The sequence below is a fragment of the Streptomyces sp. NBC_01410 genome (assembly GCF_045040195.1).
In the GTDB taxonomy this organism is placed as follows: Bacteria; Actinomycetota; Actinomycetes; order Streptomycetales; family Streptomycetaceae; genus Streptomyces.
On record NZ_CP109530.1, the window covers coordinates 391,609 to 416,970 of the forward strand.

Here is a 25,362-nt window from a genome sequence, read left to right on the forward strand (position 1 = left end):
CGCCGAAGGACGATCCGGCTGTCTGGCTAAGGCTCTGACCTGTGAGATCCACCCGGACACTCGCAACAGAGGTTACAGACCGGCTGCAACATGCTCGGGTGTTGCAGCCCGTCGGCGAAGCCGACCTCGATGGGCCGCAGGCGACTTCCGCTGTCGAATCGCGCACCACTTCGCACCACTCAGGACGGACAGTAACGGTCAACTACGGTGATTTCGTGCGCTGGGCTAAGGCCTGACCTAATACTCCAGCTGTAGATCGTGATCATGCGCTTGAGGATCGGTCGCAGGTAGCTTGCTCGCGTGGCTCAGATCTGGGATGAACAGCAGTTGATAGCTGACGGCTTCGAGCGCGTCTACGTCGAGTTGGAGTGGTACGACGGGCCTCGGGCGGGACTCGCCGACGTCGACGTAGTGCCGCACTAGTTCCAGTGCCCCGACGACGACCACCTCGATGGCGATGACGAATACAGCGTGCGGCCTGCCAGCGAGGATGCTCTGGCGCTGGAACGAGAACAGTGGGCGATCTACGTCAGGTGGGAGCAACGACGCCAGGCGGGTGCGGTCCGGCTGGATAGCCATCCCGGTGGCGGGGGGATCGATGCTCGGTACGACGAGTTGACCGACTTGCTCACGCCGCACCGTCAGGCACCAGCCACGGCCCGGAGATTGGCTGCCGAATCGCTTCGTCGACGGCGCCCGCTACCGGGTCGATGGCGTGGACTACCGGGTCAAGTGGAGCACGTGCAGAGACCGCCGTTGATCATGGTTGTTGTGTGACAATCAATGATCAAGCAGCGGTCTCGGGCGTAGACCCTGTTCGCTGGCAGGAATCCTTCGAGGGTCTGATGGGCCGGATTGCGGGACGGTCGCGCGCGTCGAACCCCGTCGGCGGGTACGGCACATGGTGCCCGCACAACCGTCTCGCCGACATCGAAGGACCGCACTCCGGTCTCCCCTTCCCGTCCGGGACACGCGGGCCGCCCACCGGTGACGGCTTGCCCGGCTGGCGGTTAGCTGGCCCAGCGGCTCCGGAACGGCCTGCCGGGGTCAGCGGCTGGCCAGCTCCGGCTCCCTGCGACAGTACGGGTCGTCCACGCCGATCTCCTCCCATCACGGGAGCGATCTGGAGCAGGGCGCGAGCAGGCGCTGTGCTCTTTTCGTGATCTTCCGCACTGGCGGAACCGATCCGCCACGGTCATCAGTCATGATCATGGAGAACGGATGCTCGTGCGCACGTACGACTGCCCGGGGGAAGCGAGGACGTACACCCATGCCATGGGACGAATGGGAACAGCTGAAGGCTGAGGCCGCCCAGCGTCATGCCACACGGATGCAGATCGACCAGGTGCCGGCCGACCGCGGTGAGGGCGGGAGCCCGCATTCCGGCGGCAAGGGCGGGGGCGACGGCATCGACGTCAGTCACAGCTCACTCAACGGCAACTCGAACCTGCTGATCGAACTGGCCGGTCTGCTCTACGAGGGCCGACCCGACGGCGATCTCTGCACCACCGCACGGGTACCCCGCTCGCACCCCGATGTCGCGGCGAAGGTCGACCGGTTCGCCCGCTTCGCCGACGACCAGTACCAGGACGCGACCGCGCTGCTCGCCGCCCTCTCCACCCGGCTGCGGGAGACGAAGGGCACGTATGTGACGTACGACGGCGAGGTCGCCGGCGGACTGCTGAACGCCGTCCTCGAAACCGGCAAGTACGTGTCCCCGGAAGACAGGTGACGACAATGGCCTACACGTACCGGGACGACGTCGAGTTCCTCGAGGACTGCAATCCCGCACTCATCGAGCGCAACGCCCTGGAGTTCCGCAGACTGCGCGATCTGCTCCTGGAGGCGAAGCCCGGCGTACAGCGCGCGGCCACCCACACCCACTGGATCAGCGAGGGCCGCAAGCCCTACGACAAACGGCTGCGTGAGGCCCGCGACCTGGTCACCCATCTCGCGGACGGTTACGACAAGGCACAGGGCGCGCTCATGCACTACGCCTCCGCGCTGCGGACCGCGAAGGCGCACTACTCGAACGGAAAGGCGGACGAGCAGACTCTCGCCGACCTCATAGCCCAGGTCGCCGACGCCGTCACACGTACGGCACAGCAGGCCGGGCCCATGCGGCAGTGGGAGGATCTGCGCGGCACAACGGGCTTCCTCGACTGGGCCGCCGAACTCACGGTCGACATCGACGACATCAAGGACGACGCGAACCGCGCGCACGACAACGCCAGCGCGAACTACGACGTCGCCAAATCGGCGGAGAGCCGAGCCCGCGAGGCGTGCACCACGTCGCTCGACCAGGCCTACAAGGCGCTCCCGGACTACCGCGGCGGCGGCTTCGCCGACGCCAAGGACCTCCTTTCCGCCATGCCCGCGCTCCGCGCCGAAGTCACCGAGGCCCGCGCCGATTCCCTGACGCGGCTGGAGGGCAGCGGCGCCAAGGCGGAGTTCACCAAGCGGGTCGGCAAGGACGATGTGTCCGCGTCCCTGATGGACATCCGTCTGAAGCTGACCTCGCTGCCCGAGGCGACCGATGCCTACTGGGCGGTGCCGAGGAACGCAGAGGAGCGCCGGGAATGGATCGCGGCCAACAAGGAGATCATCAAGGCCGCGGCGGAGCGGTCGGGACTCCCGGCCGACATGGTCGCGGGAATCGCCTGGCAGGAGGTCGGCGGCCAGTGGGGATGGATGGACGACGGCGTCGACACCGTCCGGGGCCTCGCCAAGGACGGATGGCTGCCCATGGCTCCGGAGGCACTCCCCGACCGGCTCGGCGGTAACCCGGACGAGACATCCTTCGGCCCCATCGCCATCCAGGTACGCCGCGCCGCGGAGGTGCTCGGATACGATCCAGCGCATCTCACCGAGAGCCAGCGCGACACGATCGAAACGGCCCTCCAGGATCCGGGGCAGAACATGTTCATCGCCTCGGAGTATCTGGCCATGCTCAAGGAGGAGTCCGGCTTCGCCGATGTGCCGGCGGAAGAAATGACCCGGGAGCAGCGCAAGGAACTGGCGGCCCGCTACAACGGCGGCCCCTACTGGCAGAACGACCAGGCTCAGGGGTACGGCCGTGGTTTCGACACCAACTTGGACGAGGCAAGGAGCGCCCTGAAATGATCCGTGAACTGCGCAGCCCCTGGGGAGTGCTGCTCCTCCTCGCCCATCTCGTGACCGCCTGGCTCGCCTACGCGGCACTCGTGACACAGCCGCAGGGGACCTGGGACGAGAGCACGCTCACGGGCATTGAGGCCGCGTGCGCCATGGTCATCGCGGCCGGTGCAGCCACGCTACTGCTGTCCCTGCTGCCGTTGCGCAGAAAAGCCCTGGGGCCGTGGTGGCTGGCGCCGCCGGTGGTATTCCTGGCGCTGGGGGCCGCGCGCTGGATGTACATCGCGCAGAACTACCCACAGGGGGCGGGCAGCTGACGGGCCACTCGTTCGACAGCCGCTCTCCCGCTCCCCTACGGTGACGGCTCACTCCGGGCATCGAGGACATGCAGCAACCGCTGCCCACAAGTGCACTTGTGGGCAGCGGTTGCACTCACGCATGGGAGGCCGGTACCTACGGCCTCACAGGATCACCCGTCCCCAGTGCCAGCCACCACACATCGTCGTCCTGGGTGAGGTCCATTTCCTGTCGCCGCCCGTCGCCGAAGCGAAGTTCGACGGCGGCCAGACCCGGTGTGACGGGTCTGATACGACTGCTTCGACCGGCTCGTCGGCGTGTGTGCCGTACCTGGAGATCAGGCCCTGTGCGGCCCGCTCTCCTTGTCGGTGTACCACGGGGCGCCGATACGGGCGAGGGCCGAGGCGTCACCGGCTTGAAGGCGTTGCACGTACACCGTGACGAGCAGTTCGACCTCGCGGGCGACCTCCCCCGCCTCGGGGTATCGGGACTCCACGGGCCGGACCGTCACATCCACCGCGGGTGTATCCGCCAGTGCATAGGGCGCGGTCTCGCGAAGCACCCACCAAGCGGAGCCTGCCGCCCCCAGGCACAGGGCCAGGACCGCCGCCATGACCCAATTGCGTCCAAGGAGTCCGCGCACCAGTACCACCCCGGCTTGACCTGGGCAATGTCCGCCCACGTGCCGCTCGCTGTGTGCGGTGACGTAGGCCTTTCCGTTGGCCATCTTGGTGACGACGCCGGCGAAGTCCCAGACCCCTCTGCCACCCCAGTTGAAGAAGACCACATCCCCGACCTTGGCGTACTGCTGCTTCGACTCCGTGTGCACACACCGTCACTGTGCCGGGCCAGGAACAGCCGCATCCTATCGGCGACGGTCCAGGAGTAGGAGTTGGTGTAGTACTCCCCCTACGACGGCGCCACCTGGTACGCCGCCTCCGACGTCGACATCGACCACCTCGTATCCGTACCCGCGACGGCCTGAGTCAGCATTTCTGTACTTCAGAATGTCAGCGGCATAGCGCTGACATTCCCCTGCGTCTGGTGGGGCAAGGCGCGGATCACCTGCCGCGATCAGTCCGTGTCCGTGGCGGCCAGGACGGCGAGCCGCCGATAGCCCGGGGCAACAGAGACCAGACCTATGTCCCAGGCGACGCGCTCGAACCACTTCGTGGCGGCACCGAAGCTGTACCAGTCGCACGCCTGGGCGTTGCGTTCCACCTCGCCAACCGGCGCCTCCGAGGCTGTACCGGACAGAGCGGCGAGGGAACGCCAGGCGGCCAGTCGCCCGTATGCGCCGTACTCGCCATGGTTGTACGCACCGCCGGTCGATGCCGCCGCGAAGAGCATGCGCCAGACCTGATCCGGCTGACAGGAGGCGAGCGCGAGGCGTTTGCGTGACCCCACCCCGTTCAAGCAATCCAGGCCCAGAGTCGCCAACAGGTCGGGGAGGCATCCCGTCTCGACCGGCTCAGCCAGGTCATACGTTCCAGCCTCGACGCGTCCGTTCGACTCTTCGATCCTGGCCACAGCCGCAGCGACGGCCGCGCCGAACTGCTCTGTCGTCGTCTCGGTCGCCAGTGGAACATGCGTGACGTTGCCGAGCGTGACGCCAGGGCCGTCCTGGGGCCCGTATGGCATCGAATAGCTGCTCCCACCCACCGAGTAACTCGGCAGGGGCGGCGTCGCCTCAATCACGGAAAGTTCCAGCGGCAGCCATGCGAGCGGATGACGTCGCCAGTGCGGTGACGTCGCCCATCCCTCGATTTCCGGCATCTCCCCGATCGTCACCCCTCTGAGCACCAACTCGTGCACGAGGCACATCCGGAGCTCCTCCGAAGCACCGGCACGTGAGCTGCCGCCCGCGAAAATGGCGGTCAGGTTCTCCGGGACCTGGCCCGCAGCGAGCAACGACGCCGCAGACCGGGCCAGCTTCCGCCTGGTGGACCCGGCCGCGGACACAAGCCGCACCGCCTGCTCGACATGTTCATGGCCTGGGGTGGTGGTCAGCAGACGGAGCAGATAGTCAAGCACGCTGCGGTATTGCCAGACTTCAGCGGCGGAGGAGCCATACCTGTTCGCCAAGGCGATACCAAGGTCGGCCACGAACGCGGCATCGCCCTTGGCGAGGCGTCGTTCGGCCGTGGCCCACACCTTGGTCACGCTCTTCAGGTCGGGCAACTGCGTCACGATCTTCTGTATTCGGCCGCTCACGTCGTGAGCCTATTGGAGTGCTGATCGAAGGGGCATGCCGTTATTCGCAGCCTCAGAAGCTGTGTCACATCCCCTTTCCACAGTTCAAAGCGCTATGCGCCGTGCAAGGAGCCAGTGCGCGGGGGCGTTTAGTGGGCGGCCTGGCTAGCAAACTGTGCTTGGCCGCATGGCCAAACGGCCACTTGTCCTGCGGGAGTTAGGCCATGATTTCCTGTTATGGGACATTGGGGGCGCGGCCCGGGGACGGAGCGTGCGGGCAGGGTGTATCTGCTGTTGTCGGTGATCGCGCTGATCGCAGCGCTCGTTCTGGCCCGGCGCTTTGATCTCGGAGTGGCCCAAACCGCTGCGGCTGTGCTTCCCACCCTGGCGCCGGGTTACCTTGCCTGGGCGGCGTTTCATGCCGATCGCACCGAAGCGGACCCTGTGGATATGGACAAGGTCCTGGAGCAGTTGGTGGTGGCTGTCAGGACCCAGTGGGACAACGAAGCGGCCGTGCGCCGGGTCAACGACCCCTACCCGCTGCCCGTGGCCTGGCGGGCAACCGGCAACGACCTCGCCGAAGACTGGCCGCTGCTGACCAGCCAGGCCCGCGCCTTGCCCGGCGGCCCCCCGGGCAACCCCACCCTGTGGCCTACAGATGCCGCCGGGCTGGCAGGCCAGGATGCGGAGATCGGACAGGTGTTCTCCGATCGGGTACCCACACAGCGCCTGGTCATCTTGGGCGAACCCGGCGCCGGCAAGAGCGTGCTGCTGGTCCGGCTGCTGCAGGACCTCATCGCACGCCGCATAAACGGCGACCCGGTGCCGGTGTTGTTTTCCCTGGCTTCCTGGGATCCCGACCAGCCACTGAAGACATGGATGGCCGACCAGCTACGCCGCGCCCACCCCGGCCTAGCCTCGGCAGCTCCGCCTTTGGTCGCCCGCACGGACACCGCCGACGCCGAGCCCAGTGATCTGGCCCTGCACCTGCTCAACGCGGGCCACATCCTGCCCCTGTTCGACGGCTTCGACGAACTGCCGCCATCCCAGCACGCCCCCGCACTCGACAAGCTCAACCTCGCACTGCCCGCCCAACAGCCCCTGGTCCTGACCAGCCGCACCACCCCCTACCGCACGGCCCTGACCCGGCCGGGCACCACCGTCCGCCTCAACAGCGCCGCCGCCATCCAACTCCTCCCCCTCAAGGCCCAGGATGCCGCCGACTACCTGCGCCGCGACGCCGGCGGCCAGCACACTCCCGCAGCCAGCCGGTGGAACACCGTGATCACCCATCTGGGCACCCCCAGCCCCGTCGGACAAGCGCTCGCCACCCCGCTGGGCCTGTTTCTGGCCCGCACCATCTACAACCCCCGCCCCGGCACACCCACCGCATCCCCGTCGGCACCGCACCCGGACGAACTGTGTGACACAGCCGTTTACCCCGACCACGACGCCATCAACACCCACCTCTTCCGGGCCTTCATCCCCGCCGCCTACACCCCCCACCAGACCCACCCACCCCGCTGGACAGCCGAACAGGCCCACCACACCTTCGTCTTCCTCGCAACGTTCCTGCAGAACCAACGCGCAGGCAGCCCTGACCTGGCGTGGTGGGAACTCCACCACACCCTCCCCTCCGCTATCCGTGCAACGCTGTTCGGATTTACGGTTGGGATCGTGGCCGGGGTCGTGGCCGGGACAGGGATGGGGATCACGGTTGGGGGCGAGATTGGGGGCAGGCTCGCGGCCGGGATCATGTTCGGGCTCATGTTCGGGCTTCCAGCGGGGCTGGCGGCTGCGGTGACGACCAGGCGGAACGCCCTCACGCCGAGTACTCGGCTGCGCTGGTCATCAAGAGCGTTCGGCCGTCACCTGCTGCTCGGGGTTGTGGTTGGGCTCGGGGTGGCCTTCGTGGTCGGGCTTGGGGTCGCTGTGGCGGTCGCGCCCGTGGTGGGGGTCTCGGTTGGGCTCACAATCGTGCTCGCTTCCATGCTCGCCATGGGGCTCCGGGCCGGCCTCACGGCAGAGACGCCTGACCTGACCACTGTCGTGGGGCCGGACATGCTCATTACTCAAGACCGCCGGTCCTTTTTCCTCCTCGCCCTGGCGTTCGGGTTGGCGCCCGGACTTGTGTTCGGGATCATGTTCGGGGTGGGAATCGAACCCATGTCCGGACTTGCCGTCGGGGCCGCAGTCGGGCTCGGGGTCGCCGTAACACTGGGGCGGCTTCAGGCGGTTTGGGCCGATTACACGGTTGTCCGGCTCTGCCTCGGTGTGCGTCGCGAACTGCCAATAGACCTGATGGCCTTCCTCAAGGATGCGCACGAACGCCGCGGGGTGCTGCGGCAAGTCGGAGCGGTGTATCAGTTCCGGCACATCGACCTGCAACGCCACCTCGCGCCCAATAACGGCACTTGACGTACTACGAGTACATCGTGGATAGGCTTGCCGTTCCAGTTCAGCGGCCATAGACGCCCAGCCAAACCGAACCCGAAGTCACCATCACAAGTCGAGCTGCCGTGACCTGCGAAAAGAAGACGTGACACAGCTTCTCAGTCGGCCTCGTAGCGGGCCAGGCGCCGACGGAGGTCGAGGTTCTCGCCCTGGCGCGACTTCCAGGGCCTTGCGGAGCCTCGCCGCCTCCTCACGGTGAGCCCGCGAGCTGGTCACCTGGGGATGACTGTCCAGCCCACGTCGTCGTTGGTATCCGCAACTGCAAGGACAGCCGCGAGGATCCGTTCCCATGTGCCGTCCACGGCCCACCTGACCAGGCGTTTGTGCGCGGTCTGAAAGAGCCCGAGTTCTTCAGGCAGATCGCCCCAGGGCGAGCAGGTGCGGTACTTCCACGCGATGGCTTCCAGGGTCCGACGGTGGTCGGCCCACCGTCATCCACGGACCGGATCGGCCGGCATCAAAGGCTCGATCCCGTCCCACATCGCATCAGTGATCACTAACCGGACAGACACATACGATCAACTGACCTACCTGTCAAAGAGACACGCTCTAGCTGTCAGACTTCGCAACGCCGTCATCCTGCCCATAAGGGCCGAAAGCCGCGGCGTACGCGTCGACATCAGCATCGGGATCGCCTGGGCCAGCTGCGACACCTCCGTCGAGGACACACCCCGCGCAGCAGACGAGGCAATGTACGAACACTAATGGTCCCGCTACCCGCAGCCCGGTCGCCGGCGACCACCAACGCACCGAGATCCTCAGCCAGGAGCCGCGCAGCATTGATCTGGCAACGGGGCCGCAAGCATGGGGGTCGCGAGGGCGAGGGACACCGCCGTACAGCACCTCTGCGCAATGCTTGTTGTCCCTTCTTGGCGCTCTTGGTGATGACGAGCCGGGCCGCGATGTCACGCAGGCTCATCTCCTGGTCGCGCAGGTGGAGGGCCGGGGAGAGCATGTCGAGGTCGGTGACGCCAGCGCCGATCTTCTTGCCGCGCTTGCGGGCGGACTCGTGGCCTTCGAGGGTTCGGTCGCGGATGTACTTGCGCTCCATGCCGGACATCGCGGCGAGCACGGCATTCCGTGGCGTCCCGGGCGTTGGCGATCGCGATCGTTCACGGGCTCGCGTGGAGGTGGTTGCGTTCGCCGTAGTGGTCGAGGATGCACAGGACCTCGGCGGGCCCGCGGTCGGCGCGCAGGGTATGGGTGGTCATGGTGGAGAAGGAGGCGGCCTGTCCGGCCTCGACGCGGATGACGCGTTCGCCGAGGTAGAGGACGACCGTGCCGGACAGCACGGTGAACCAGTCCCGGCCCGGGTGGACTCCGAGGTCGTCCGGCGCGACGGCGCCCGCCGGGTCGGTGATGCGCATCTTGGCGACGGTCAGGCCCTGGGGGCCGCTATCGCCGCTGAGGAGCCAGGTGGTCAGCCCCCGGTCCTCGTCGCGGTCGGGACGGATGACGACATCGGAGTCGTCGGGGGACTCGACGAGCTGGTCGACGGACTTGCCCAGGGCGCTCGCGATGGCGGTGAGCTGGTCAAGGCTGATGCGGCGGTGCCCGGTCTCGATCCGGCTGAGCTGGGACGGGCTGATATCGGCGCGTTCGGCGAGGTTGTCCAGTGACCAGCCGCGTGCTTTGCGCAGGGACCGGATCCGCATCCTGACGATGGCGTCGAGAGTCGATTCTTGCTTCACAGGCAAGAGCGTATGACCAGCTGGCAGTGATCGTCATACCGTCGGAGCATGAGTACACACCACACCACTCACGGTCATATCGGGCACGAGCGTGCGAGCGGCTTCGACGTCGCGATGGCGGAGCTGCTGGAGCTGGACGCCGAGGTCCTCAAGCCGTACCTCACGGAGCTGACTGACTCGATCGCGGATCTCGCCGACTCCGTCCCGGCGCGGATCATGGACGTGGGCAGTGGTCCCGGCACCGGCAGTCTCGCGCTCGCCGACCGGTTCCCCGCCGCGTCGGTGACGGCAGCGGACATCTCGCCCCAGATGCTGCACCGGCTGCAGAAGCAGGCAGCCACGCACGGCGTCGCAGGACGTATCCGCACGCTGGAGGCGAACCTGGACGAGCCATGGCCCCTGTCCGGCAAAGCGGAGCCGTACGACCTGATGTGGGCCGCTGCCTTCCTGCACCACCTGAGCGATCCGGCCCGGATGCTGGCTCAAGCGTACGGGCAGCTGCGGCCGGGCGGTCTGCTCGCGGTCAGCGAGATGGACTTCTTCCCGCGCTTCCTGCCCGAGGACGCCGGCGTCGGCCGCCCTGGGCTGGAGGCACGGCTGCACGCCGTGACGAACACCGAGCCGCCGCACGAATGGGACCGGACGTTCATGGACGCCGGCTTCACCGTGGAGGCGCGCCGCCCCTTCGAGATCCGCCTCACCGCCTCCCAGGCCGGTCCGGCGTTGGGCCGCTACGCGCAGGTCTGTCTGACCAAGCTGCGCTCCCACGCCGACGACGCACTGGAAGCGGATGACCTGGCCGCCCTCGACGCCCTCTTGGACGAGACCCACCTGCTCGGCATCGTGCGCCGCGGTGACCTGAGCGTCCGCACGACACGAACCACCTGGATCGCCCGCCGCCCCTAGGCCGGCCGGCCTCCGCCGTGCGCCCGTTCTCTTCTCTTTCTTTCCTGCCTCGTTTCTGGAGTACGTCATGCGCACCGCACCCGTTGCGGCCACTGAGCCCGGAATCGCGCCACCGCGTCGCGGGCGCGTCCTGGCCGTGCTGGCCCTCGCCCAGCTGATGATGGTCCTGGACACCACCATCGTGAACATCGCACTGCCCTCCGCGCAGGCCGACCTCGGCTTCTCGTACGGCTCCCGGCAGTGGATCGTCACCGCGTACGCGCTGGCGTTCGCCGCTCTGCTTCTGCTGGGCGGGCGCCTGGCCGATCTCTTCGGCCGCAAACCGGCCTTCCTCATCGGCGCGGCCGGCTTCGCCGCCGCCTCCGCCCTGGGGGTCTCGCCCCGTCCTTCACGGTCCTGGTCACCGCTCGCGCCCTGCAGGGCGTCTTCGCCGCCCTGCTCGCCCCGGCCATCCTCTCGCTGCTGAACACCACGTTCACCGAGCCGCAGGAGCGCGCCAAGGCGTTCGAGAGATGGCCAAATCCTTCTTCTCCGGTATTACCACCGCCTACTACCGCGGCTGGCTCCGTGCCCCCGACAGCGCCGAGGGAGACCCCAAGACCTGCACCGGGGAAGCCCCGGGGGGCACCGGTAGGGGCTGGCGGCCCTTGGGGGTCATCGCCCCCGGGATGGGCGGGCGGACGGCCGGATCGACCTCGTGGAAATCAACGGTGACCACTGGGCCGACTCCCTGAAGATCTTCCCCGACGGGTCGGTGCGGGCCGCGCTGAACACCCAGGGCGCTGACGGCCGGATCCACTGGGTGGACCAGGGCATCATCGCCCCCGGTGTCGGTCAGCTCGGCGACTCGGTGCGCTTCGCCGACATGAACGGCGACGGCCTGGACGACTACCTCGTCGTGGGGTCGGCCGGCTCCATGGATGCGCACATCCACATCCCCAACACCCTCACCGGGTCCAAGATCGACACGTTCGCCACCGGCACCAAGGCCGGGCCCCGCGCCAGGATGCGGCTGGGCGACATCAACGGCGACCGCAAGATCGACTACCTGGTCGTCGGCAGAACCGGGGCCGTGCACGCCTACGTGAACCACATGACGGGGATGTCCGACGGCAACTGGACCCAGCACAAGTATTTCGCCAAGGAGTCGTTCTATCCCGACACCACCGTGGCCTTCCACGACGTCACCGGTGACTGCAGAGCCGACTACCTCGTCGTCCAGGGCGGCCGGATCCAGGCCTGGGAGAACCAGGGAGGCGACAACCTGACCCCCTGACCCCGCCTGACCAATTCGCGGAACACAGGGAGGCCGTCACCTCGGTGGCGGCCTCCGGGCTCGCTCTGTCACGGCACCACCCAACGCTGATCGGTGTTTGCCTCCACGGCTTCGACGATGAGGGTGTGACCCACGGAGTCGAAGAACTTCTGGACATCGAGGTCCAGGACCGAGTCCTTCTTCCAGCACCGCTGTCGGCACCGCTCGACCGCCTGTAATCGGCTGGCTGCCTGGCCTGGCCGTGGTCCTTGTGGTGCTCGCGGCCGGAACCTGACGGTTCCAGCGGCGGCTGCGAGCACCGCGCCAGCTCCGCCGGGCGCCGGCCGACTACGCCGAGACGCTGCGGCCTGGGGCGCGTCATCCGTCCGCGGTGGCCTCGGCCTCCCAGCGCAGAAGGTCGCCCGGCTGGCACTTAAGCACCTCGCAGAGCGCGGCGAGGGTCGCGAAGCGCACCGCCTTGGCGCGGCCGTTCTTGAGTACGGCGAGGTTGGCCGGGGTGATCCCGACGCGGTCCGCAAGCTCGCCCACGGACATCTTCCGCTTGGCCAGCATCACGTCGATGTCGACAGCGATCGGCATCAGATCACCTCGTCCAGCTCGGCCTGCATGCGCGTGGCCTCAACGTCGCGCGCCACGGCCTGGGTTAGCAGCATCCGCAGCACGAGCACGATGAGCGCGACCCCCAGGATCGCCACGCCGATCCCGCCCATGGCGAGGATCCCGGGCGGCTCCATCTCCGGGCCCGATGCCAATAGGGCCGCGAGCGCGAACCACAGGAGGGCGGCAGCCACGACCGCGCCGATTACGACGTCCACATACTGGAAGGCGGCGTGGGAAAACACGGTTCCGCGCCGCACCATCGCCACCAGCCGCCACACGCAGACCAGGACCACCTGGAGCGTCGCGCTGCCCAGGATCACGATCACGCGGAGCGGGGTCAGCGGGAGTGTCCCGTCCTCCGGGTCGGTGGCCAACGCCCACACCATCAACGCCTGTACGAACACCGCGCCTGCGAGCATCACCACGAGTACGGCGCGCAGCGCATGCACTGTCAGCTTTCCCACGGCCCCTCCTTCTATCGAATTGCGATGGCAATCTATCGATCATCGATAGATGAGGCAAGAGCTGTGACCTCACTTGTCCGCTCATTGGCCTGGTCGTGGGAAGAGGAAGTCGCCTCCGTCGATCACCTCGGATGAACTGTGGTTGTCGATCGAGCTGTTCCTGCCGAAGCCGGGGCCGAAGCTGGTCGCTGGACGTCCGCGGGTGCCGGACCGGCAGACTGTACGTGCTGCATACCGGGACCCAGTGGGAGTACTTGCCCCAGGAGCTGGGCTTCGGACCGGGGATGACGTGCTCGCGTCGCCTTGCCGCATGGAACGAGGCCGGCGTGCAGTGATCGCCCGACGCGGTGTCCCGCACGGATCCGGCCTCGGCGTTCACCGCTGGGTCGTCCAACGCACCATTACCCGGCTCCGCGGACGGCGCGGCCGGTCGCGCTCGGCGTGCAAGAGGCAGTGGGCCTCGCCTCCCAGCGGGCTCCGCCGCGTCATGGCCCTCCCCGTCATCTTCCGCTGGAACCGTCTCGGTCTCTCATGGGCGCGGCGCACAGAGCGCCCTGGCGGACGCCGCGCGCACCCCCATCCTCGACCCGCCGGCCTGGGAGTTGACCTAACGGACCAACGTGCTACCGCGTTCCCGCAGCCAGCCAGGCCTTGACCCGACCGGACAGCACCAAGCCCCTCTCTGGGCACATCTCGTCCTGACGGAGTGCCCGGCCGGCACCGCAAGGCGCTGCGGCCGGGCCGCAGCGCCGAAGTTCGGGGTGGTGCTCAGTGTGCAGGGGGTGCGCGCGCTCAGCCTCCGATCTCTGCAGGCTTGACGACGATCCAGTTGCGGTCGGCGTCCACGCGAACTCCCGCCTCCTTCTGCTCATCGGCCCGCTTGGCCTTCTCCAACTGCAGCGCGTCGGTGTACTTCTGCTTGCGCCACACCCGTTCACCGCCGGCCTGCACATCGGTGTCGAAGAGCATGAACCAGTCACTGGGTGCGTCACCGGCGACGAGCACCGGCCGCCTGTAGTGGGCAATGTATTCCTTGATACCGGCGAGCTTGCCGACGTACCACGTGCCCGGGGTCCACAGGTACGGCGTGACCTCCACCCGCATGTGCTTGCTCTTCGGGTACTCCGCGTCGAGGAAGTGCCCCTTCTCGATCTGCTTGCGTGCGGTGGTCAGTTCGCCGGTTGCGGGATCGCGCAACAGTGTGGTGACACCGATGACGTTCTTCGGATCGACGCCGAGGCCGTAGGCAGGTCGGAGACCACCATGCGCACCAGCTCTGAACTTGCACCTCCGCTCGCAGACAGGCTCTCGGTGCTGTCCGCTTGCGCAACCGCTGGTCCCAGCGCCACTGACCCCACGGCCATGGGGGTCTCTACGGCGGATTGAAGGCCGATTCTCGCAGCGGCACTCCAGTCCGGGGGCCGGCTGCTGTTCTCGGCCCTGCACACGAATGACGCGGGCGAGCCGCCGTCGACGTCTGTCACTGCGCGGCCGGAAAGCCTTCCACTGGCCTACGGTGAGAAGTTGTCCGTCTCCATATGGGTGCTCTCGCCCACGCTGTGGGAGGACCTGCTCGTCGAACACGGGCTTCTGATCGACCAGTTCAGCCTGATCACCGCGCCCGAGGTGGATCGCCCGGTGTCCTGCACGCTCATCCGCGCCCGTCGGCCGCCCGCCTGAGCGGCCGGTGTGACCGGAAAGGTCCACCGGATTAGCGCGTCATTCCTTGAGCCGGTGGCACACGCGCTCAGGAGCCGGAAGTCCGGCTCGTCCGGAGTCTGCGCAGAGAGGCCGCGTCCCGGTAGCCGACCTGTCGCGCGATGTCCGCGGCTGGTAGCAAGGTGGTGGCGCGCAGGTGCCTCGCCCGCTCAGAGCGCAGCGCACGGATGAACGCGTAGGGCGAGACACCGTGCCGTTCTCGCATACGGCGTTCCAAGGTGCGGCGGGTGGTGCTGAGGGCGAGTGCCGCGTCGGCCACACTGATGGAGCAGTGAAGGTTGGCCCGCACCCACGCCTCGAAGTCGTTCGTCAATTGATCGTGGTCCGACAGGTAGTGGGTCACCGCGTTGACGCTCTCTGCAGGACGTTCATCGATGAGCAGGGCGCTCGCCGTCTCCCTGGCCAGCGCCGGGCTGACCCGGGCAACGAGACTCATCGCGAGGTCGATGTGAGCAAACGCGGCACCGGCCGTGGCGATGTTGCCGTCAAGAACCACCATCCGGGACATGTCCAGCTCCACAGCGGGATACCGGTGCCGAAAGATGTCGCTCAACCACCAGCTCGTCGTGGCGTGACGATGATCGAGCAGCCCCGCCTCCGCAAGGACGAACGTGCCCGTGCACGCAGCGGCGAGGTCCCGGCCTTCTGCGGCCCAGAGCCGCAGCGTTGCGCGGACGGCCTGCGTCTCCTCACGCATCAGAGCGTCGACCATCATCGCGGGACTTTGGGCGGCGAGGGCGGGAACAACGAGCAGGTCGACGTCGGTGTTCGCCGCACAGTCATCGATGGTGCGGTCCACCGGCACCGTAAGACCTCCGGCAGTGTGTACCGGATCGAGGCAGGTTGCGACGGTCAGGGTCTCGAGCGGCGGGATGTTCTGGTCCACACGTGGCCGAGCAGCGTCAGCGGTCCGCAGGACATCGAGAATGGTAGTCAGCCCTGAGTCCCAGCATCCACTGAGGGCCACCACGCCTGTCTTCATGTCGCAGAATCCCCTTCGCATGTCGCATTCTGCATCAGTGTGCTCCCTACGGTGAGCGCATGTCATCCACTCGCACGCCGTCAGCACAACCATCTGCGCAGCCGGCCAAGGTACTCGTCGAGCGGGAGGGGCCGGTCCTGCGCATCACACTCAATCGGCCGGAGAAGGCCAACGCCATCGACTCCGACATGATCACGGACCTGTCGTACGCCCTGGCAAGACTGTCCGACGACCATGCGCTCCGCGTCGCGGTGTTGAGCGGCGTCGGCGCCCATTTCACGGGCGGTCTCGATCTCGCGTCCCTGGCGCCGCGCCTCGCTACCGGTGGCGAAGGGATCATCCCCGAGGACGGCCGTGACCCCTGGGGCATGTACGGCGAGGCGGCCGGCAAACCGGTCGTGGTCGCGGTTCACGGCCGGTGTTTCACGGCTGGTCTGGAGCTCGTACTGAACAGCGAGCTCTGCATCGCTGCGGAGGACAGTGTCTTCGGGCAGCAGGAAGTCACACGCGGCATTGTCCCGCTCGGTGGAGCAACCGTCCGTCTCCCGCAGCGCGTTGGCTGGGGCAACGCGATGCGGTATCTGCTGACGGGCGACCAATTCGACGCACGGGAGGCTTTGCGTCTGGGCGTTGTCCAGGAGGTCGTGCCAGCAGGGCAGCAGCTCGAGCGCGCGCTGGAATTGGCTCATCGCATAGCCCGCCAGGCCCCGCTCGCCGTACAGGCCACGATGGCTGACGCGCGCGCCGGGCTGGTGGAAGAGATCGCGGCCTCGGCATTGAGCCTGCGCAGCGATGTGGGGCCGCGACTGTTCGCGACAGCCGACGCGGCGGAAGGCATCACATCGATGGTGGAACGCCGCGCGCCCGAATTCACGGGCACCTGATCAGACCTCTCCGTACGTTCCTGCGACCTGGCAGACCGGGCCTATCCGGCCTGCGGACAAGAGGAGACCACACATGCCTGCTGTCATTGGCGACCAGCCTCGCCACTACGAGCGGCTCAACCTGATACCCGATGTCGTCCAGACGTGGGAGGACGGTCTGCGCACCGGCGCGGTCGACGGCACCTTCGAATGGTGGTACTGCGACGCCCACCTGGAGGACGGGTCCACCCTGACCGTCGAGTTCCACACGAAACCGCCCTTTGTTTCCCCCAAGGCGCCGCTGACGCCCTTCGTCCTGGTCACCTTGACCCGTGCCGACGGATCGAGGATCGACTGGACACACACCACTGCGCCACACGAATTCCGGGCGTCCACGCAGCAGTGCGACGTCACCATTGGGAACAACACGTTTCGTGGCGGGCCTGAGGGCTACACCATCCATGTCGAGATCGAGAACATGGTGCTCGACCTGAAGCTCTCCGCGCAGGTCCCTCCCTGGCGGCCTGCGACGGGACACGCGTTCTTCGACGCGGACGAAGAGCACTACATCGCCTGGCTGCCCACGGTCGCCCGTGGCTCCGTCTTCGCGACGCTGGCCCTCGACGGGGAGACCCGACAACTGACCGGCAGCGGCTACCACGACCACAACTGGGGGAACGTCGCACCGCGCAAAGTGTTGGACCACTGGTACTGGGGCCGTGCACAGCTCGGCGAATACACGGTTGTCACCCTGATGTTCGTCAGCCACGAGCAGTACGACAGAGCGTTGCTCCCGGCAGTCCTGGTGACCCGGTCCGGTGATGTCGTGGTCTCGGCGGTCGGGAGTGATTCCGTCGGCTTCGCCAAGCGTGGCACCAGCGTCCACCCCACGACGCGCGTGCTGGTCGGGTCAGAGCTGGAATACCGGGTGGCCGACCATGACGACACCTACACGATCACCTTCCGTCACGAGGAAGACGCCTTTCTCCTCGACTTCGGCACAGCGGGCGCCTATCACCGGTTCCTGGGCGCCGTTGAGCTGCGGCTCGGAGGGGTGAGTCGCTCGCAGACGCTGACGGGCCACACCCTTTGGGAGTTGCTGCACTTCGCCCCGAAGGCACCCGCGCAAGATGGCGACCCGCACGAGACGGGGCCCGTCCGCATTCCCGTCATCGGGCACCACGCCTGACGGAACGGGCTACGAGGGACTGACAGGGCGTCGGCACAGGGGTGAAGTGCGTTCGGCTTAGAGGTGGTTGGCAGACAGAGCGACCTAACCCAGTGAGTCGCTACGGGACTGGCTCCACCAACTGGCGGCACAACTGGCAACACCTCTGCCGGTCTTGAATACACGGAACCTGGCGACCACCCGGCGCGACAGCCGGGCTATCAACAGCCCGAACAACCGAAACGGCCCGTCCAAACAAGCCGACGGACCGTCACGAAAGTCGGCTACGGCCCGCACCGCGCAGAAATCTCTTCCTCGATGACGGTCTGCGCGAGCCTGTCACTCTCCAGCTCCGCTTCCAGAGCAGCGATATCTTGCCTCAACTGCTCGGCCTTGACCGGATCCGACTCGTTCCGAAGCCTGTTGTTCAGGAACCCGAGGCGCCTCTCCTCTTCTTCAATTTCTTTCGCGCCCAGTGCTGCAAAGTGCTTCATGATGCCACAAGCGCCCATTGGCCGTTGGACGCCGACTGCTGATGGAAAGTCAGAAAGAGGCCTTTGTGTGGTCATGACGTTTCTCCTGACATCAGAAGGCGCCACTCGCTCTCGTGCCCCGCGAGCATGTTCAGTGACCGTTCGCTGAATTCAATCGTCGCACTACAGCGTCGCCCATGCATCCCAGGCGGCCATTCGCCGCTGCGCCCAAGAGGGACTGTCTGGCGAGACACGACCAGCCACCGGGGTGCACCGGTCGTCTGAGGTGTCCCCCCTGGCCGAGCACGATCGCGGGGCCCGGCAAGCACCGCGCGCCGCTGTGCGAGCCGCGCGCTGTTCACGGTCACCGTGGCCGGCTACGCGCTGCTGGCCCTCGCCTTGCACGTCTGGTCCCGGGCGTCGCACCCCGGCTGCCCACCTCCGAGCCGCGGGGAGCGCCGTGGCTTCCGGCGCCCTTAAGGGCATCGCGGGCGGGCAGCCCGGCTTGCTCCGTTGTTATGGCGCCATCTCGTACGCCCCGGACAACGCCTCGACCCGCTCCCAGACACGCGCCGAGCGGGCGTCGTCGACGACCGGACGCCGAACCGAGGCCAGCGCCCAGCGCTGCTGCTCCTCGGTGGCGGAGTCCTTGCCGTGCAGCTCGACGGCGTGCGCGGAGAAATCGCGTACGAGGACGGCGAACAGTTCGTCGAGCACGTCCTCGTCCAGGCCGGTCAGGCGTGCCTGTTCCAGGATCAGCTGGCCGTGCACGACGAGCGCGAACAGATGGCCGACGGCAAGGAGAAGATCGAGGTCGCGGCTCTGCTCCTCGTCGGGGGCGACGGCGGTGACGAACTCGCACAGGGCGTCCGCCTGCTCCCGGAAGCGCCCGACGTTGGGCACATCGGCATACGCGTCGTAGGCGGGGCGCCAGTCGTGGAACTGTACGGAGCCCAGACCGCGGGCCGGTCCCTGCCGGAAGAGGAACGTATCGTCGGCCGCGTCGAGGCGGGTCGGCACTGGCGCGTACTCGGCCGGGCGCAGCAGGTGGTTGCGCATGAACTTGAGGATCAGCGCGAGGTTGACGTGGACCGTGCCTTCCAGCTTGGGCAGCCCACGGATCTCGGTGGCGGCCTGGGCGAAGTAGGTGTCCTTCTCAAAGCCCTTGGCGGCGATGACGTCCCACATCAGGTCGATGACCTTCTCGCCCTCGGTGGTCACCTTCATCTTCGTCATGGGGTTGAAGAGCAGGTAGCGGCGGTCGTCGGGTCCGGCGCAGCGGAAGTAGTCGACGGCTCGGTCGCTGAACAGCTTCATGCCGACGAGGCGGACGTACGCATCGGTCAGCTCGCGACGTACATGCGGGAATGCGGTGACGGGGCGGCCGTAGAGGATGCGATTGTGCGCGTGGGTGACGGCCTCGTACATCGCGTGTTCACAGATGCCTATCGAGGCGGTGCAGAGGTTGAACTTGCCGACGTTGACGGTGTTGAGGGCGGCGTCGAAGGCGGCGCGGCCGGTATGCAGTATGTCGTCCGGGCCGACCGGGTAGTTGTCGAGGCGGAATTCGCTGACGTACTTCGAGGAGTCGACGACGTTCTTGACGAGGTGGTACGCCGGGTGACGGCTGTCGGCGGCGAAGAAGACGTAGCCGTCCGGGCCCTCGATGTCGATGCGGCGGCCGAAGACGGAGACGAGACCGGCGGCGTTGCCGTTGCCGATGTAGTACTTGGAGCCGCTGGCCCGGAAGCCGCCGTCCCCGTCGGGCTCCAGCAGCATGTCGGTGGAGTAGATGTCGGCGCCGTGAGCCTTCTCCGACAGGCCGAAGGCGAACACCTCGCCCTGGGAGAGGAGTTCGGCCGCGCGGGTGCGGGCTGCGGCGTTGTCGCTCTGCCAGACCGGGCCGAGACCGAGGATGGTGACCTGCCAGGCGTACCAGTAGTCGAGCCCGTAGAAGCCGAAGATCTCGTTGAGGGCGGCGATCCGGGCGGTGTCCCACCGCTTGTCGTCCTGCCGGCGGGCGTCGGAGGCCGGCGTGAGGAAGGTCGCGAACAGCCCTTCCTTGGCGGAGAACGCAAGGAAATCCGCCAGCCAGGCACGGGAGCGATAATCCTCGATCAGCCTGCGCTTGCCGCGATCTTCGAACCAGTCGACGGTAGCGCGCAGCAGCCTGCGGGTCTCGGGGTCGAAGTGCGCCGGGTCGTAGGTGCGCGGGTTGAACAGCAGCGGATCGGCCATGGATGTTCGCCTTTCGGCCTGAGAGTTGAGGGTTGGCGGGCTGGAGAGCATCAGGTGCGGGACGGTGAACGGAGTCGTCGGGGCCGGCGGTGGCGCCTCGCGCGGTTCAGCGCTCGGCCCCGAGCCGGTGGAGGGTCGCGAGTACGTCGTCGAGCCAGGCGAGCGTCATCCGCTCGTACGCGATGCCGCCGCGCAGCACGACATGCTGGAGTTCCTGCCCGGCGTCGGGCTTTCTTGGGGCCTTGGGTCCGGTGAAGTCACGCAGCTCTCCTGCGAGATAGTGCGCGAGGCGGCGGGTGTGCGTCTGGTGGTGCCGCTCGACCTCCCGGATCAGCGCGGCCGGGTCATCGAAGGCCGCACCACGGATCTTCACGGCGAGGTCGTGTCGGACACTCTCGGGTTCGATCGGCTCGTGCAGCCACTGGGAGAGGGCGGCCCGGCCGGGGGCGGCGACGGAGTACTCCTTCTTGTCGGGCCTGGCCTGCTGCGGGACCTCGCGGACGTCGATCCAGCCACCGCTCTCCATACGCTTGAGGACGCGGTAGATCTGCTGATGGGTGGCGGTCCAGAAGTAACCGATGGACCGCTCGAACCGCCGGGCCAGCTCATAGCCGGAGCCCGGCTGCTCCAGCAGAGAGACGAGGATCGCGTGTTCGAGCGCCATGCCACGATCTTTCTATGCAACTCGTTGCATAGACAAGTGGGCACCGCCCGGGTGAGACACGGCTCACCCCGGAGACCGGGCGGAGCTGCAGCGCACATGGGTTCACGGGGGACGGTCGGCCGAAGAGGTCCTGCACTTCCTCGGGCATGGTCCTGCGCCTCAAGATCGCTGGAACATCGCTCCCCGAGTCGGGACCAGCCTTCGTGGCCGTGCGCCCTTCCCCGGAACACCAGAAAAGAGACCCGCCGTTGCCGCCCCAGCCGACCGTCGAAGAGCTGGTTGCCGAGGGCGAACAGGAGCGGCCGATGCGGCGGCTCTCACCCGCCGTCGGTGCCGTGGTGTCCTCGCGGCGCAGGCGACGGGTTTCCGGCCGGGGGATCCAACCCAAGGCGCCCCCGGCGCTCAGGCCTGTGCCGTGTTCCCGCTGGGTGTGTCCGCCACGCGGGCGGCCCGGGCCCGCCGGACAACCACCCTCAGCCGCGCCAGCGCGACCCCGGTTCCGGCGCCAACGGGAACAAGCGGCCAGAACGCGGGACGGTTCCCGAAAGCCGCGCACACGATGAGCACGAGGATCGCCGCCACTCCGACGAGGAACCCCAGCGCACAGGGCCCGGACCGGTCCTGTGTGCTCCAGCCGCACCAGGCCGCTGAGGCCCGCCAGGTACAGCGACCCGTTCGACCGCGAAAGAGCAACGGCCGTCTCCTGGGCGCGACCGAGGCAGGGCCGGTCTGTGGCCAAGTCCCTGAGTGCGGTGAGCAGTTCGCTCAGCGGTTCCTCGGTGAAGACGGTGCCGCGGTGGTCGATATCGGCGCCGGGGGCCAGGGTGGCCAGATAGGCGGTGCGATCAGCATCGTCCAGGTGGGCCAGGCAGGCGTCGTGTCCGGGGACGTGGATGCCGCGGCAGCCAACCGGGGCGGCCTGCGCCGCACCGTGGCCGCACCGTGGCCACGGTGCGGCGGGAGATCGGGGCTCGGATGCATCATGCCCCAAAGACGTTCCGGCACCCCCGGACAGTTGCCACATCCGGCCCCAGTCGGCGCTGGCACCTGCGCCGGCCTGAGCGGCGATACGCTGGCAGGTCAACCGGGTGTCGCAGCCCGGTTTGGATGTTGCTACGAAATCCTTCATGGACTGAACGCATCACGCGCCAATTCCGTATGTAGCTCAGCGCTTCCCCCGCAGCCGGGCCAGGTACCGGGCCGACCGGCTATGAAGCATAGGAGTTGCAATGGGACATTCAGCCAGAAGACGCTCAAGACGAGGCGAGAGAGCTTTCGTTGCCTCGATTGCGCTGATGCTGGGCGGGGGTGGTCTCATCGCGGCCAACTCCTACGCCTCTGCCGGCGAAGTGTGGGGTTCTTCGACCGGTGACGAGCAACAGCAGAGCCAGACCCGGAGCGCCGAATCCTCTGCGTCCACCATCAAATGTCCTGAGGTTGCCAACGCGCTGCCCGAGGTGCCGGAGACGGCGAAGCCCGAGGTCGACCGTGAACTGGCCACGATGGACAGCCAGATCACTGAGGCGTACCAGCGGTTCGTGGACCAGAAGGAGCAGATAGGCAAGGATCCGCAGTTCGCCCAGAAGGCCGTCCTCGAGCCGCTGAAGGACAAGCGCGCAGCGAGCATCGACCGCATCTCTGCAGCCGTCAGCCGCGTGACGGGAACGCGTCCGCAGGCACTGGAGGCGCTGGCACCGTGCACCCTGCAAGTGGACGACACGGACGAGGACAAGAACCAGGGACAGAGCCAGGACCAGGGCGATGGCCAGAACGGCGACGGCAAGCAAGACAACGGCAATCAGGCCGGCAACGGCAGCGGTAACGGCGGCCAGACCGGCAATGGCCCCAATGCCTCCGACTTCGTCGACATCGAGGCCGTGCAGCCCAACGTCCGCAAGCCCGATGAGCTGAGTGACGCCTCCCGCGGCGTGTTCGCCACCGACTGCGGTGTCAACGCGAACGGAAAGTTCAACCCGGACAATGTGATCGTCGCCCCCGGTGTCAGCAACGGTGCCCACCACATGCACGACTACGTGGGCAATCAGGCCAACGACGCGTTTGCGAGCGACGACGATCTCGCAGGTGGGGAGACCACCTGCCGTAACCAAGGGGACAAATCGACTTACTACTGGCCGGTTCTGCGCCTGCGGAACGGCCAGAACGAGAACGACGCCAATGCGGACGGCGGCGGCAAGGACCAGAACGTCGGAGAGATCCAGACTCCGTCTCAGGTCACGCTGAATTTCGTTGGAAGCCCGGTCGGCAAGGTAACCGCGATGCCCCGCTTCCTGCGGATCATCACAGGTGACGCCAAAGCCCATGTCAACGGCAACACAAACGCCAATGCCTCCTGGAGCTGCACCGGGTTCGAGGATCGCCAGCTGAAGGACAAGTACCCGATCTGCCCCGAAGGCAGCCAGGTGGTCCGCTCCTTCAAGTTCCAGAGTTGCTGGGACGGCCAGAACATCGACAGTGCCAACCACCGTACACACGTAGCTTTCGCCGACCAGAACGGCCGCTGCGCGAACGGCTTCCGGGCCATCCCGCAGCTCGTGCAGCGGATCGTTTACGACGTGCCGCCGCCGGCCCTCGAGGGGGACAACCCCGCTGTGTTCGCGGTCGACTCCTTCCCCGAGCAGCTGCACAAGCCGGTCACCGACCACGGCGACTTCATCAACGTCTTCGATGACGACCTCATGCAGGAGTTGGTTCGCTGCATCAACGACGGACGCAAGTGCGGCTCCGGCGACCCGGCCACCCCTCCGCCCAGCAATACAGAAGAGCCCGGGGATGAGCCCTCCGGTGCGGCCACTCCCGGTGCGCAGGACACGCAGGATCCCGCGAATGAGGAGCAGAAGCCCGAGAACCCGGCCGGTCCGGCCGTCGGCACTCCCCCTGCGCAGGGCGAGCCGTCCGCCACGCCAGAGGTGCAGAAGCCGAAGGCCGCCGTGGCATCGGATGCCGCCACTCCCCGTGCGCAAGGCAAGCCGACCGCCACGCCAGAGGTGCAGAAGCCGAAGGCCGCCGTGGCATCGGATGCCGCCACTCCCCGTGCACAGGGCACGCCGGAGTCCGGTGGGAACAAACCGGTGCCGGACGGCGCCGGCAGGCCGCAGACCGCAGAGGGCGGACTTGCCTCTACCGGCGCCCAATTGTGGCCCTCCGCGGCCGGAGCCGTGCTGCTGATCGCAGGCATTGCGCTTCTCCGTGCGGGCAAGCGCCGTGAGGCCGCCCGTCATCGGTGAAGTGGGCCTCGCATCGGCCCTGGCCGGGATCCGCGACGCGGGTCCGGCCAGGGCCGCCTGCGGTGTTCGGCCTGCGGCGCATGCCCCGACGCTCAGCGCGCGGCACGTTGACCGCGTCGATGTCCGGAGCCGCTCCCGAGAGATTCTCGAAGCGGATGGTGTTCGATCCAGCGGCAAGGACCAGCGGTATGGTCACCCAGCGAGGGGTGTCGTGGACCTCGGTGGGGTCGAAGGAGCAGGTGCCCGGGGGCCCGCCGTTCACGCTGATCTACGCTTCCAGGGCATCCGGCTCTCCGTGGGTGCAGGCGATCGCCACGTCGCGGGTGCCGGCCTTTCGGGGTCTGGACGTTACGGACCGTCAACGCGGATCCCGGATCGATGTAACCGACTCGCCTGCGCCTCGAACAGGCCGTACAGGAGAGCACCTTGGCGGTGCCGGTGAGGGTATTGCCCGAGTCCTCCGCCTCGATGGTGGTGCCGGTAGCCTTCTTCGGGAACCAGGCGTTTCCACCATCGGGGGTCCAGTCGGACACATTGGCGATGCCGATGTTCTTCGCCGCGTCCAGCTTGCGGTCCGGGGCGGTCTCCGGCGCGACGGCACGCTCTGCCCCAAACCTCCCTCCGGTTTGATTCCCCAGATGCGGCCCACGAGCGAACAATTGGTGAGCCCATTCCCCGTCTTCGGGGCTTGGGGTGGGCGATGACTTCACGCCGCGTTCGCGCGAGGGAACACGTCCTCAGAATCTGCACATCACGTAAATCTTTCTGCAGCGCCTCGCTATGTGCCACAACTTTCCTGCCCCGGAGGAGATCGAACCGGGTGCTGCGGATGTTCTCCGTTCCTGTGAAGTTGAGGAATTAAGCACAGGGTGACCGCATTGGTCCCTGCTCCTCTTCCTGTCGGCTGGGGCGCCTGACACCATCCGGGGCCCGGGTCCAGTAGAGCTCGGAAGCTTTCCATGAGCGAACTCACGATGGGAGACGAGTGTGCCGACTTTCACGCGACGACGAGTGA

General features: G+C 67.3%; 21 protein-coding genes and 4 pseudogenes. 14 read left to right on the forward strand and 11 right to left on the reverse strand.

The window, feature by feature from the left end:
- The first annotated feature begins 300 nt into the window (after positions 1–300).
- From OG741_RS01840 to OG741_RS01855, 4 genes are all read left to right on the forward strand, one after another.
- Entirely contained in the window at positions 301–423 is a 123-nt protein-coding gene (locus tag OG741_RS01840) for a hypothetical protein (RefSeq protein ID WP_405594401.1), read from the forward strand.
- A gap of 847 nt (positions 424–1,270) precedes the next feature.
- Positions 1,271–1,732: a hypothetical protein gene (locus tag OG741_RS01845; RefSeq protein WP_405594403.1), complete on the forward strand. Its 462-nt coding sequence runs from the start codon at positions 1,271–1,273 to the stop codon at positions 1,730–1,732.
- Between the two features lie 5 nt (positions 1,733–1,737).
- On the forward strand, positions 1,738–3,123 hold the full coding sequence (locus OG741_RS01850; protein ID WP_405594405.1) for a hypothetical protein: 1,386 nt from the start codon (positions 1,738–1,740) through the stop codon (positions 3,121–3,123).
- On the forward strand, positions 3,120–3,431 hold the full coding sequence (locus OG741_RS01855; RefSeq protein ID WP_405594407.1) for a hypothetical protein: 312 nt from the start codon (positions 3,120–3,122) through the stop codon (positions 3,429–3,431). The genes OG741_RS01850 and OG741_RS01855 overlap by 4 nt, the downstream gene beginning before the upstream one ends.
- A 317-nt stretch (positions 3,432–3,748) precedes the next feature.
- Here OG741_RS01855 and OG741_RS01860 read toward each other — a convergent pair whose 3' ends face one another.
- Positions 3,749–4,240 carry a hypothetical protein gene (locus OG741_RS01860; protein ID WP_405594410.1) on the reverse strand — a complete coding sequence of 164 codons (492 nt, stop codon included), beginning with the start codon at positions 4,238–4,240 and terminating at the stop codon, positions 3,749–3,751.
- 245 nt (positions 4,241–4,485) lie between these two features.
- Positions 4,486–5,625, reverse strand: coding sequence for a DUF6183 family protein (locus tag OG741_RS01865; RefSeq protein WP_405594413.1), 1,140 nt, complete (start codon positions 5,623–5,625; stop codon positions 4,486–4,488).
- Between the two features lie 261 nt (positions 5,626–5,886).
- Between OG741_RS01865 and OG741_RS01870 the strand changes: the two genes are divergently transcribed.
- The gene (locus OG741_RS01870; RefSeq protein ID WP_405594415.1) at positions 5,887–8,022 is read left to right on the forward strand and encodes an NACHT domain-containing protein; all 2,136 of its coding nucleotides are present in this window, start codon (positions 5,887–5,889) and stop codon (positions 8,020–8,022) included.
- Between the two features lie 195 nt (positions 8,023–8,217).
- Here the strand turns inward: OG741_RS01870 and OG741_RS01875 are convergent.
- Positions 8,218–8,570 (reverse strand): annotated as a pseudogene (locus OG741_RS01875) (transposase); the annotation flags it as partial.
- Between the two features lie 600 nt (positions 8,571–9,170).
- On the reverse strand, positions 9,171–9,713 hold the full coding sequence (locus OG741_RS01880; RefSeq protein ID WP_405605347.1) for a helix-turn-helix domain-containing protein: 543 nt from the start codon (positions 9,711–9,713) through the stop codon (positions 9,171–9,173).
- An 84-nt stretch (positions 9,714–9,797) separates the two neighbouring features.
- Between OG741_RS01880 and OG741_RS01885 the strand changes: the two genes are divergently transcribed.
- The 3 genes and pseudogenes from OG741_RS01885 to OG741_RS01895 all read left to right on the forward strand — a co-directional run bounded on the left by OG741_RS01885 (position 9,798) and on the right by OG741_RS01895 (position 11,931).
- Complete coding sequence (locus tag OG741_RS01885) at positions 9,798–10,655, forward strand: class I SAM-dependent methyltransferase (RefSeq protein WP_405594418.1); 858 nt, start codon at positions 9,798–9,800, stop codon at positions 10,653–10,655.
- A 67-nt stretch (positions 10,656–10,722) separates the two neighbouring features.
- Positions 10,723–11,162: pseudogene (locus tag OG741_RS01890) on the forward strand (MFS transporter); the annotation flags it as partial.
- A gap of 190 nt (positions 11,163–11,352) precedes the next feature.
- The gene (locus tag OG741_RS01895) at positions 11,353–11,931 is read left to right on the forward strand and encodes an FG-GAP repeat domain-containing protein (RefSeq protein WP_405594421.1); all 579 of its coding nucleotides are present in this window, start codon (positions 11,353–11,355) and stop codon (positions 11,929–11,931) included.
- A gap of 357 nt (positions 11,932–12,288) precedes the next feature.
- Here OG741_RS01895 and OG741_RS01900 read toward each other — a convergent pair whose 3' ends face one another.
- Together OG741_RS01900 and OG741_RS01905 are read right to left on the reverse strand one after the other, a co-directional pair.
- The gene (locus tag OG741_RS01900) at positions 12,289–12,510 is read right to left on the reverse strand and encodes a helix-turn-helix domain-containing protein (protein WP_405594423.1); all 222 of its coding nucleotides are present in this window, start codon (positions 12,508–12,510) and stop codon (positions 12,289–12,291) included.
- The gene (locus tag OG741_RS01905; protein ID WP_405594425.1) at positions 12,510–12,995 is read right to left on the reverse strand and encodes a DUF2975 domain-containing protein; all 486 of its coding nucleotides are present in this window, start codon (positions 12,993–12,995) and stop codon (positions 12,510–12,512) included. The genes OG741_RS01900 and OG741_RS01905 overlap by 1 nt, the downstream gene beginning before the upstream one ends.
- A gap of 73 nt (positions 12,996–13,068) precedes the next feature.
- On the opposite strand from OG741_RS01905, the pseudogene OG741_RS01910 reads away from it, so the two are divergent.
- Positions 13,069–13,324, forward strand: a pseudogene (locus tag OG741_RS01910) (transposase); the annotation flags it as partial.
- Positions 13,309–13,407 (forward strand): annotated as a pseudogene (locus OG741_RS01915) (IS5/IS1182 family transposase); the annotation flags it as partial. The pseudogenes OG741_RS01910 and OG741_RS01915, both read left to right, overlap by 16 nt.
- 380 nt (positions 13,408–13,787) lie before the next feature.
- On the opposite strand, the gene OG741_RS01920 reads toward OG741_RS01915, so the two are convergent.
- The gene (locus OG741_RS01920; RefSeq protein WP_405594427.1) at positions 13,788–14,192 is read right to left on the reverse strand and encodes a hypothetical protein; all 405 of its coding nucleotides are present in this window, start codon (positions 14,190–14,192) and stop codon (positions 13,788–13,790) included.
- A gap of 327 nt (positions 14,193–14,519) precedes the next feature.
- On the opposite strand from OG741_RS01920, the gene OG741_RS01925 reads away from it, so the two are divergent.
- A complete protein-coding gene (locus tag OG741_RS01925) occupies positions 14,520–14,675 on the forward strand; it encodes a hypothetical protein (protein ID WP_405594429.1) in 156 nt (51 codons plus the stop codon).
- Between the two features lie 67 nt (positions 14,676–14,742).
- Here OG741_RS01925 and OG741_RS01930 read toward each other — a convergent pair whose 3' ends face one another.
- Complete coding sequence (locus OG741_RS01930) at positions 14,743–15,789, reverse strand: GlxA family transcriptional regulator (RefSeq protein ID WP_405594431.1); 1,047 nt, start codon at positions 15,787–15,789, stop codon at positions 14,743–14,745.
- Here OG741_RS01930 and OG741_RS01935 point away from each other — a divergent pair.
- Both OG741_RS01935 and OG741_RS01940 read left to right on the forward strand, forming a co-directional pair.
- Positions 15,756–16,580 carry a crotonase/enoyl-CoA hydratase family protein gene (locus tag OG741_RS01935; RefSeq protein WP_405594433.1) on the forward strand — a complete coding sequence of 275 codons (825 nt, stop codon included), beginning with the start codon at positions 15,756–15,758 and terminating at the stop codon, positions 16,578–16,580. The two genes, OG741_RS01930 and OG741_RS01935, sit on opposite strands and share 34 nt — an antisense overlap.
- 73 nt (positions 16,581–16,653) lie before the next feature.
- Positions 16,654–17,748, forward strand: coding sequence for a lipocalin-like domain-containing protein (locus tag OG741_RS01940; RefSeq protein WP_405594435.1), 1,095 nt, complete (start codon positions 16,654–16,656; stop codon positions 17,746–17,748).
- A 263-nt stretch (positions 17,749–18,011) separates the two neighbouring features.
- On the opposite strand, the gene OG741_RS01945 is transcribed toward OG741_RS01940, so the two are convergent.
- From OG741_RS01945 to OG741_RS01955, 3 genes are all read right to left on the reverse strand, one after another.
- On the reverse strand, positions 18,012–18,296 hold the full coding sequence (locus tag OG741_RS01945) for a hypothetical protein (protein WP_405594437.1): 285 nt from the start codon (positions 18,294–18,296) through the stop codon (positions 18,012–18,014).
- 420 nt (positions 18,297–18,716) lie between these two features.
- On the reverse strand, positions 18,717–20,438 hold the full coding sequence (locus OG741_RS01950; protein ID WP_405594439.1) for an acyl-CoA dehydrogenase family protein: 1,722 nt from the start codon (positions 20,436–20,438) through the stop codon (positions 18,717–18,719).
- 106 nt (positions 20,439–20,544) lie between these two features.
- Positions 20,545–21,102: a PadR family transcriptional regulator gene (locus OG741_RS01955; protein ID WP_389373528.1), complete on the reverse strand. Its 558-nt coding sequence runs from the start codon at positions 21,100–21,102 to the stop codon at positions 20,545–20,547.
- A 1,229-nt stretch (positions 21,103–22,331) separates the two neighbouring features.
- Between OG741_RS01955 and OG741_RS01960 the strand changes: the two genes are divergently transcribed.
- Positions 22,332–24,347, forward strand: coding sequence for a DUF1996 domain-containing protein (locus OG741_RS01960; RefSeq protein WP_405594442.1), 2,016 nt, complete (start codon positions 22,332–22,334; stop codon positions 24,345–24,347).
- Positions 24,348–25,362: the final 1,015 nt, after the last annotated feature.

Excerpts from the sequence above, each read along its gene's own strand:
- OG741_RS01845 (WP_405594403.1), top strand. The coding sequence starts at position 1,271 with ATGCCATGGGACGAATGGGAACAGCTGAAGGCTGAGGCCGCCCAGCGT.
- OG741_RS01850 (WP_405594405.1), top strand. The coding sequence starts at position 1,738 with ATGGCCTACACGTACCGGGACGACGTCGAGTTCCTCGAGGACTGCAAT.
- OG741_RS01855 (WP_405594407.1), top strand. The coding sequence starts at position 3,120 with ATGATCCGTGAACTGCGCAGCCCCTGGGGAGTGCTGCTCCTCCTCGCC.
- OG741_RS01880 (WP_405605347.1), bottom strand. The coding sequence starts at position 9,713 with ATGCGGATCCGGTCCCTGCGCAAAGCACGCGGCTGGTCACTGGACAAC.
- OG741_RS01885 (WP_405594418.1), top strand. The coding sequence starts at position 9,798 with ATGAGTACACACCACACCACTCACGGTCATATCGGGCACGAGCGTGCG.
- OG741_RS01900 (WP_405594423.1), bottom strand. The coding sequence starts at position 12,510 with ATGCCGATCGCTGTCGACATCGACGTGATGCTGGCCAAGCGGAAGATG.
- OG741_RS01935 (WP_405594433.1), top strand. The coding sequence starts at position 15,756 with ATGTCATCCACTCGCACGCCGTCAGCACAACCATCTGCGCAGCCGGCC.
- OG741_RS01930 (WP_405594431.1), bottom strand. The coding sequence starts at position 15,789 with ATGGTTGTGCTGACGGCGTGCGAGTGGATGACATGCGCTCACCGTAGG.
- OG741_RS01940 (WP_405594435.1), top strand. The coding sequence starts at position 16,654 with ATGCCTGCTGTCATTGGCGACCAGCCTCGCCACTACGAGCGGCTCAAC.
- OG741_RS01945 (WP_405594437.1), bottom strand. The coding sequence starts at position 18,296 with ATGACCACACAAAGGCCTCTTTCTGACTTTCCATCAGCAGTCGGCGTC.
- OG741_RS01950 (WP_405594439.1), bottom strand. The coding sequence starts at position 20,438 with ATGGCCGATCCGCTGCTGTTCAACCCGCGCACCTACGACCCGGCGCAC.
- OG741_RS01955 (WP_389373528.1), bottom strand. The coding sequence starts at position 21,102 with ATGGCGCTCGAACACGCGATCCTCGTCTCTCTGCTGGAGCAGCCGGGC.
- OG741_RS01960 (WP_405594442.1), top strand. The coding sequence starts at position 22,332 with ATGGGACATTCAGCCAGAAGACGCTCAAGACGAGGCGAGAGAGCTTTC.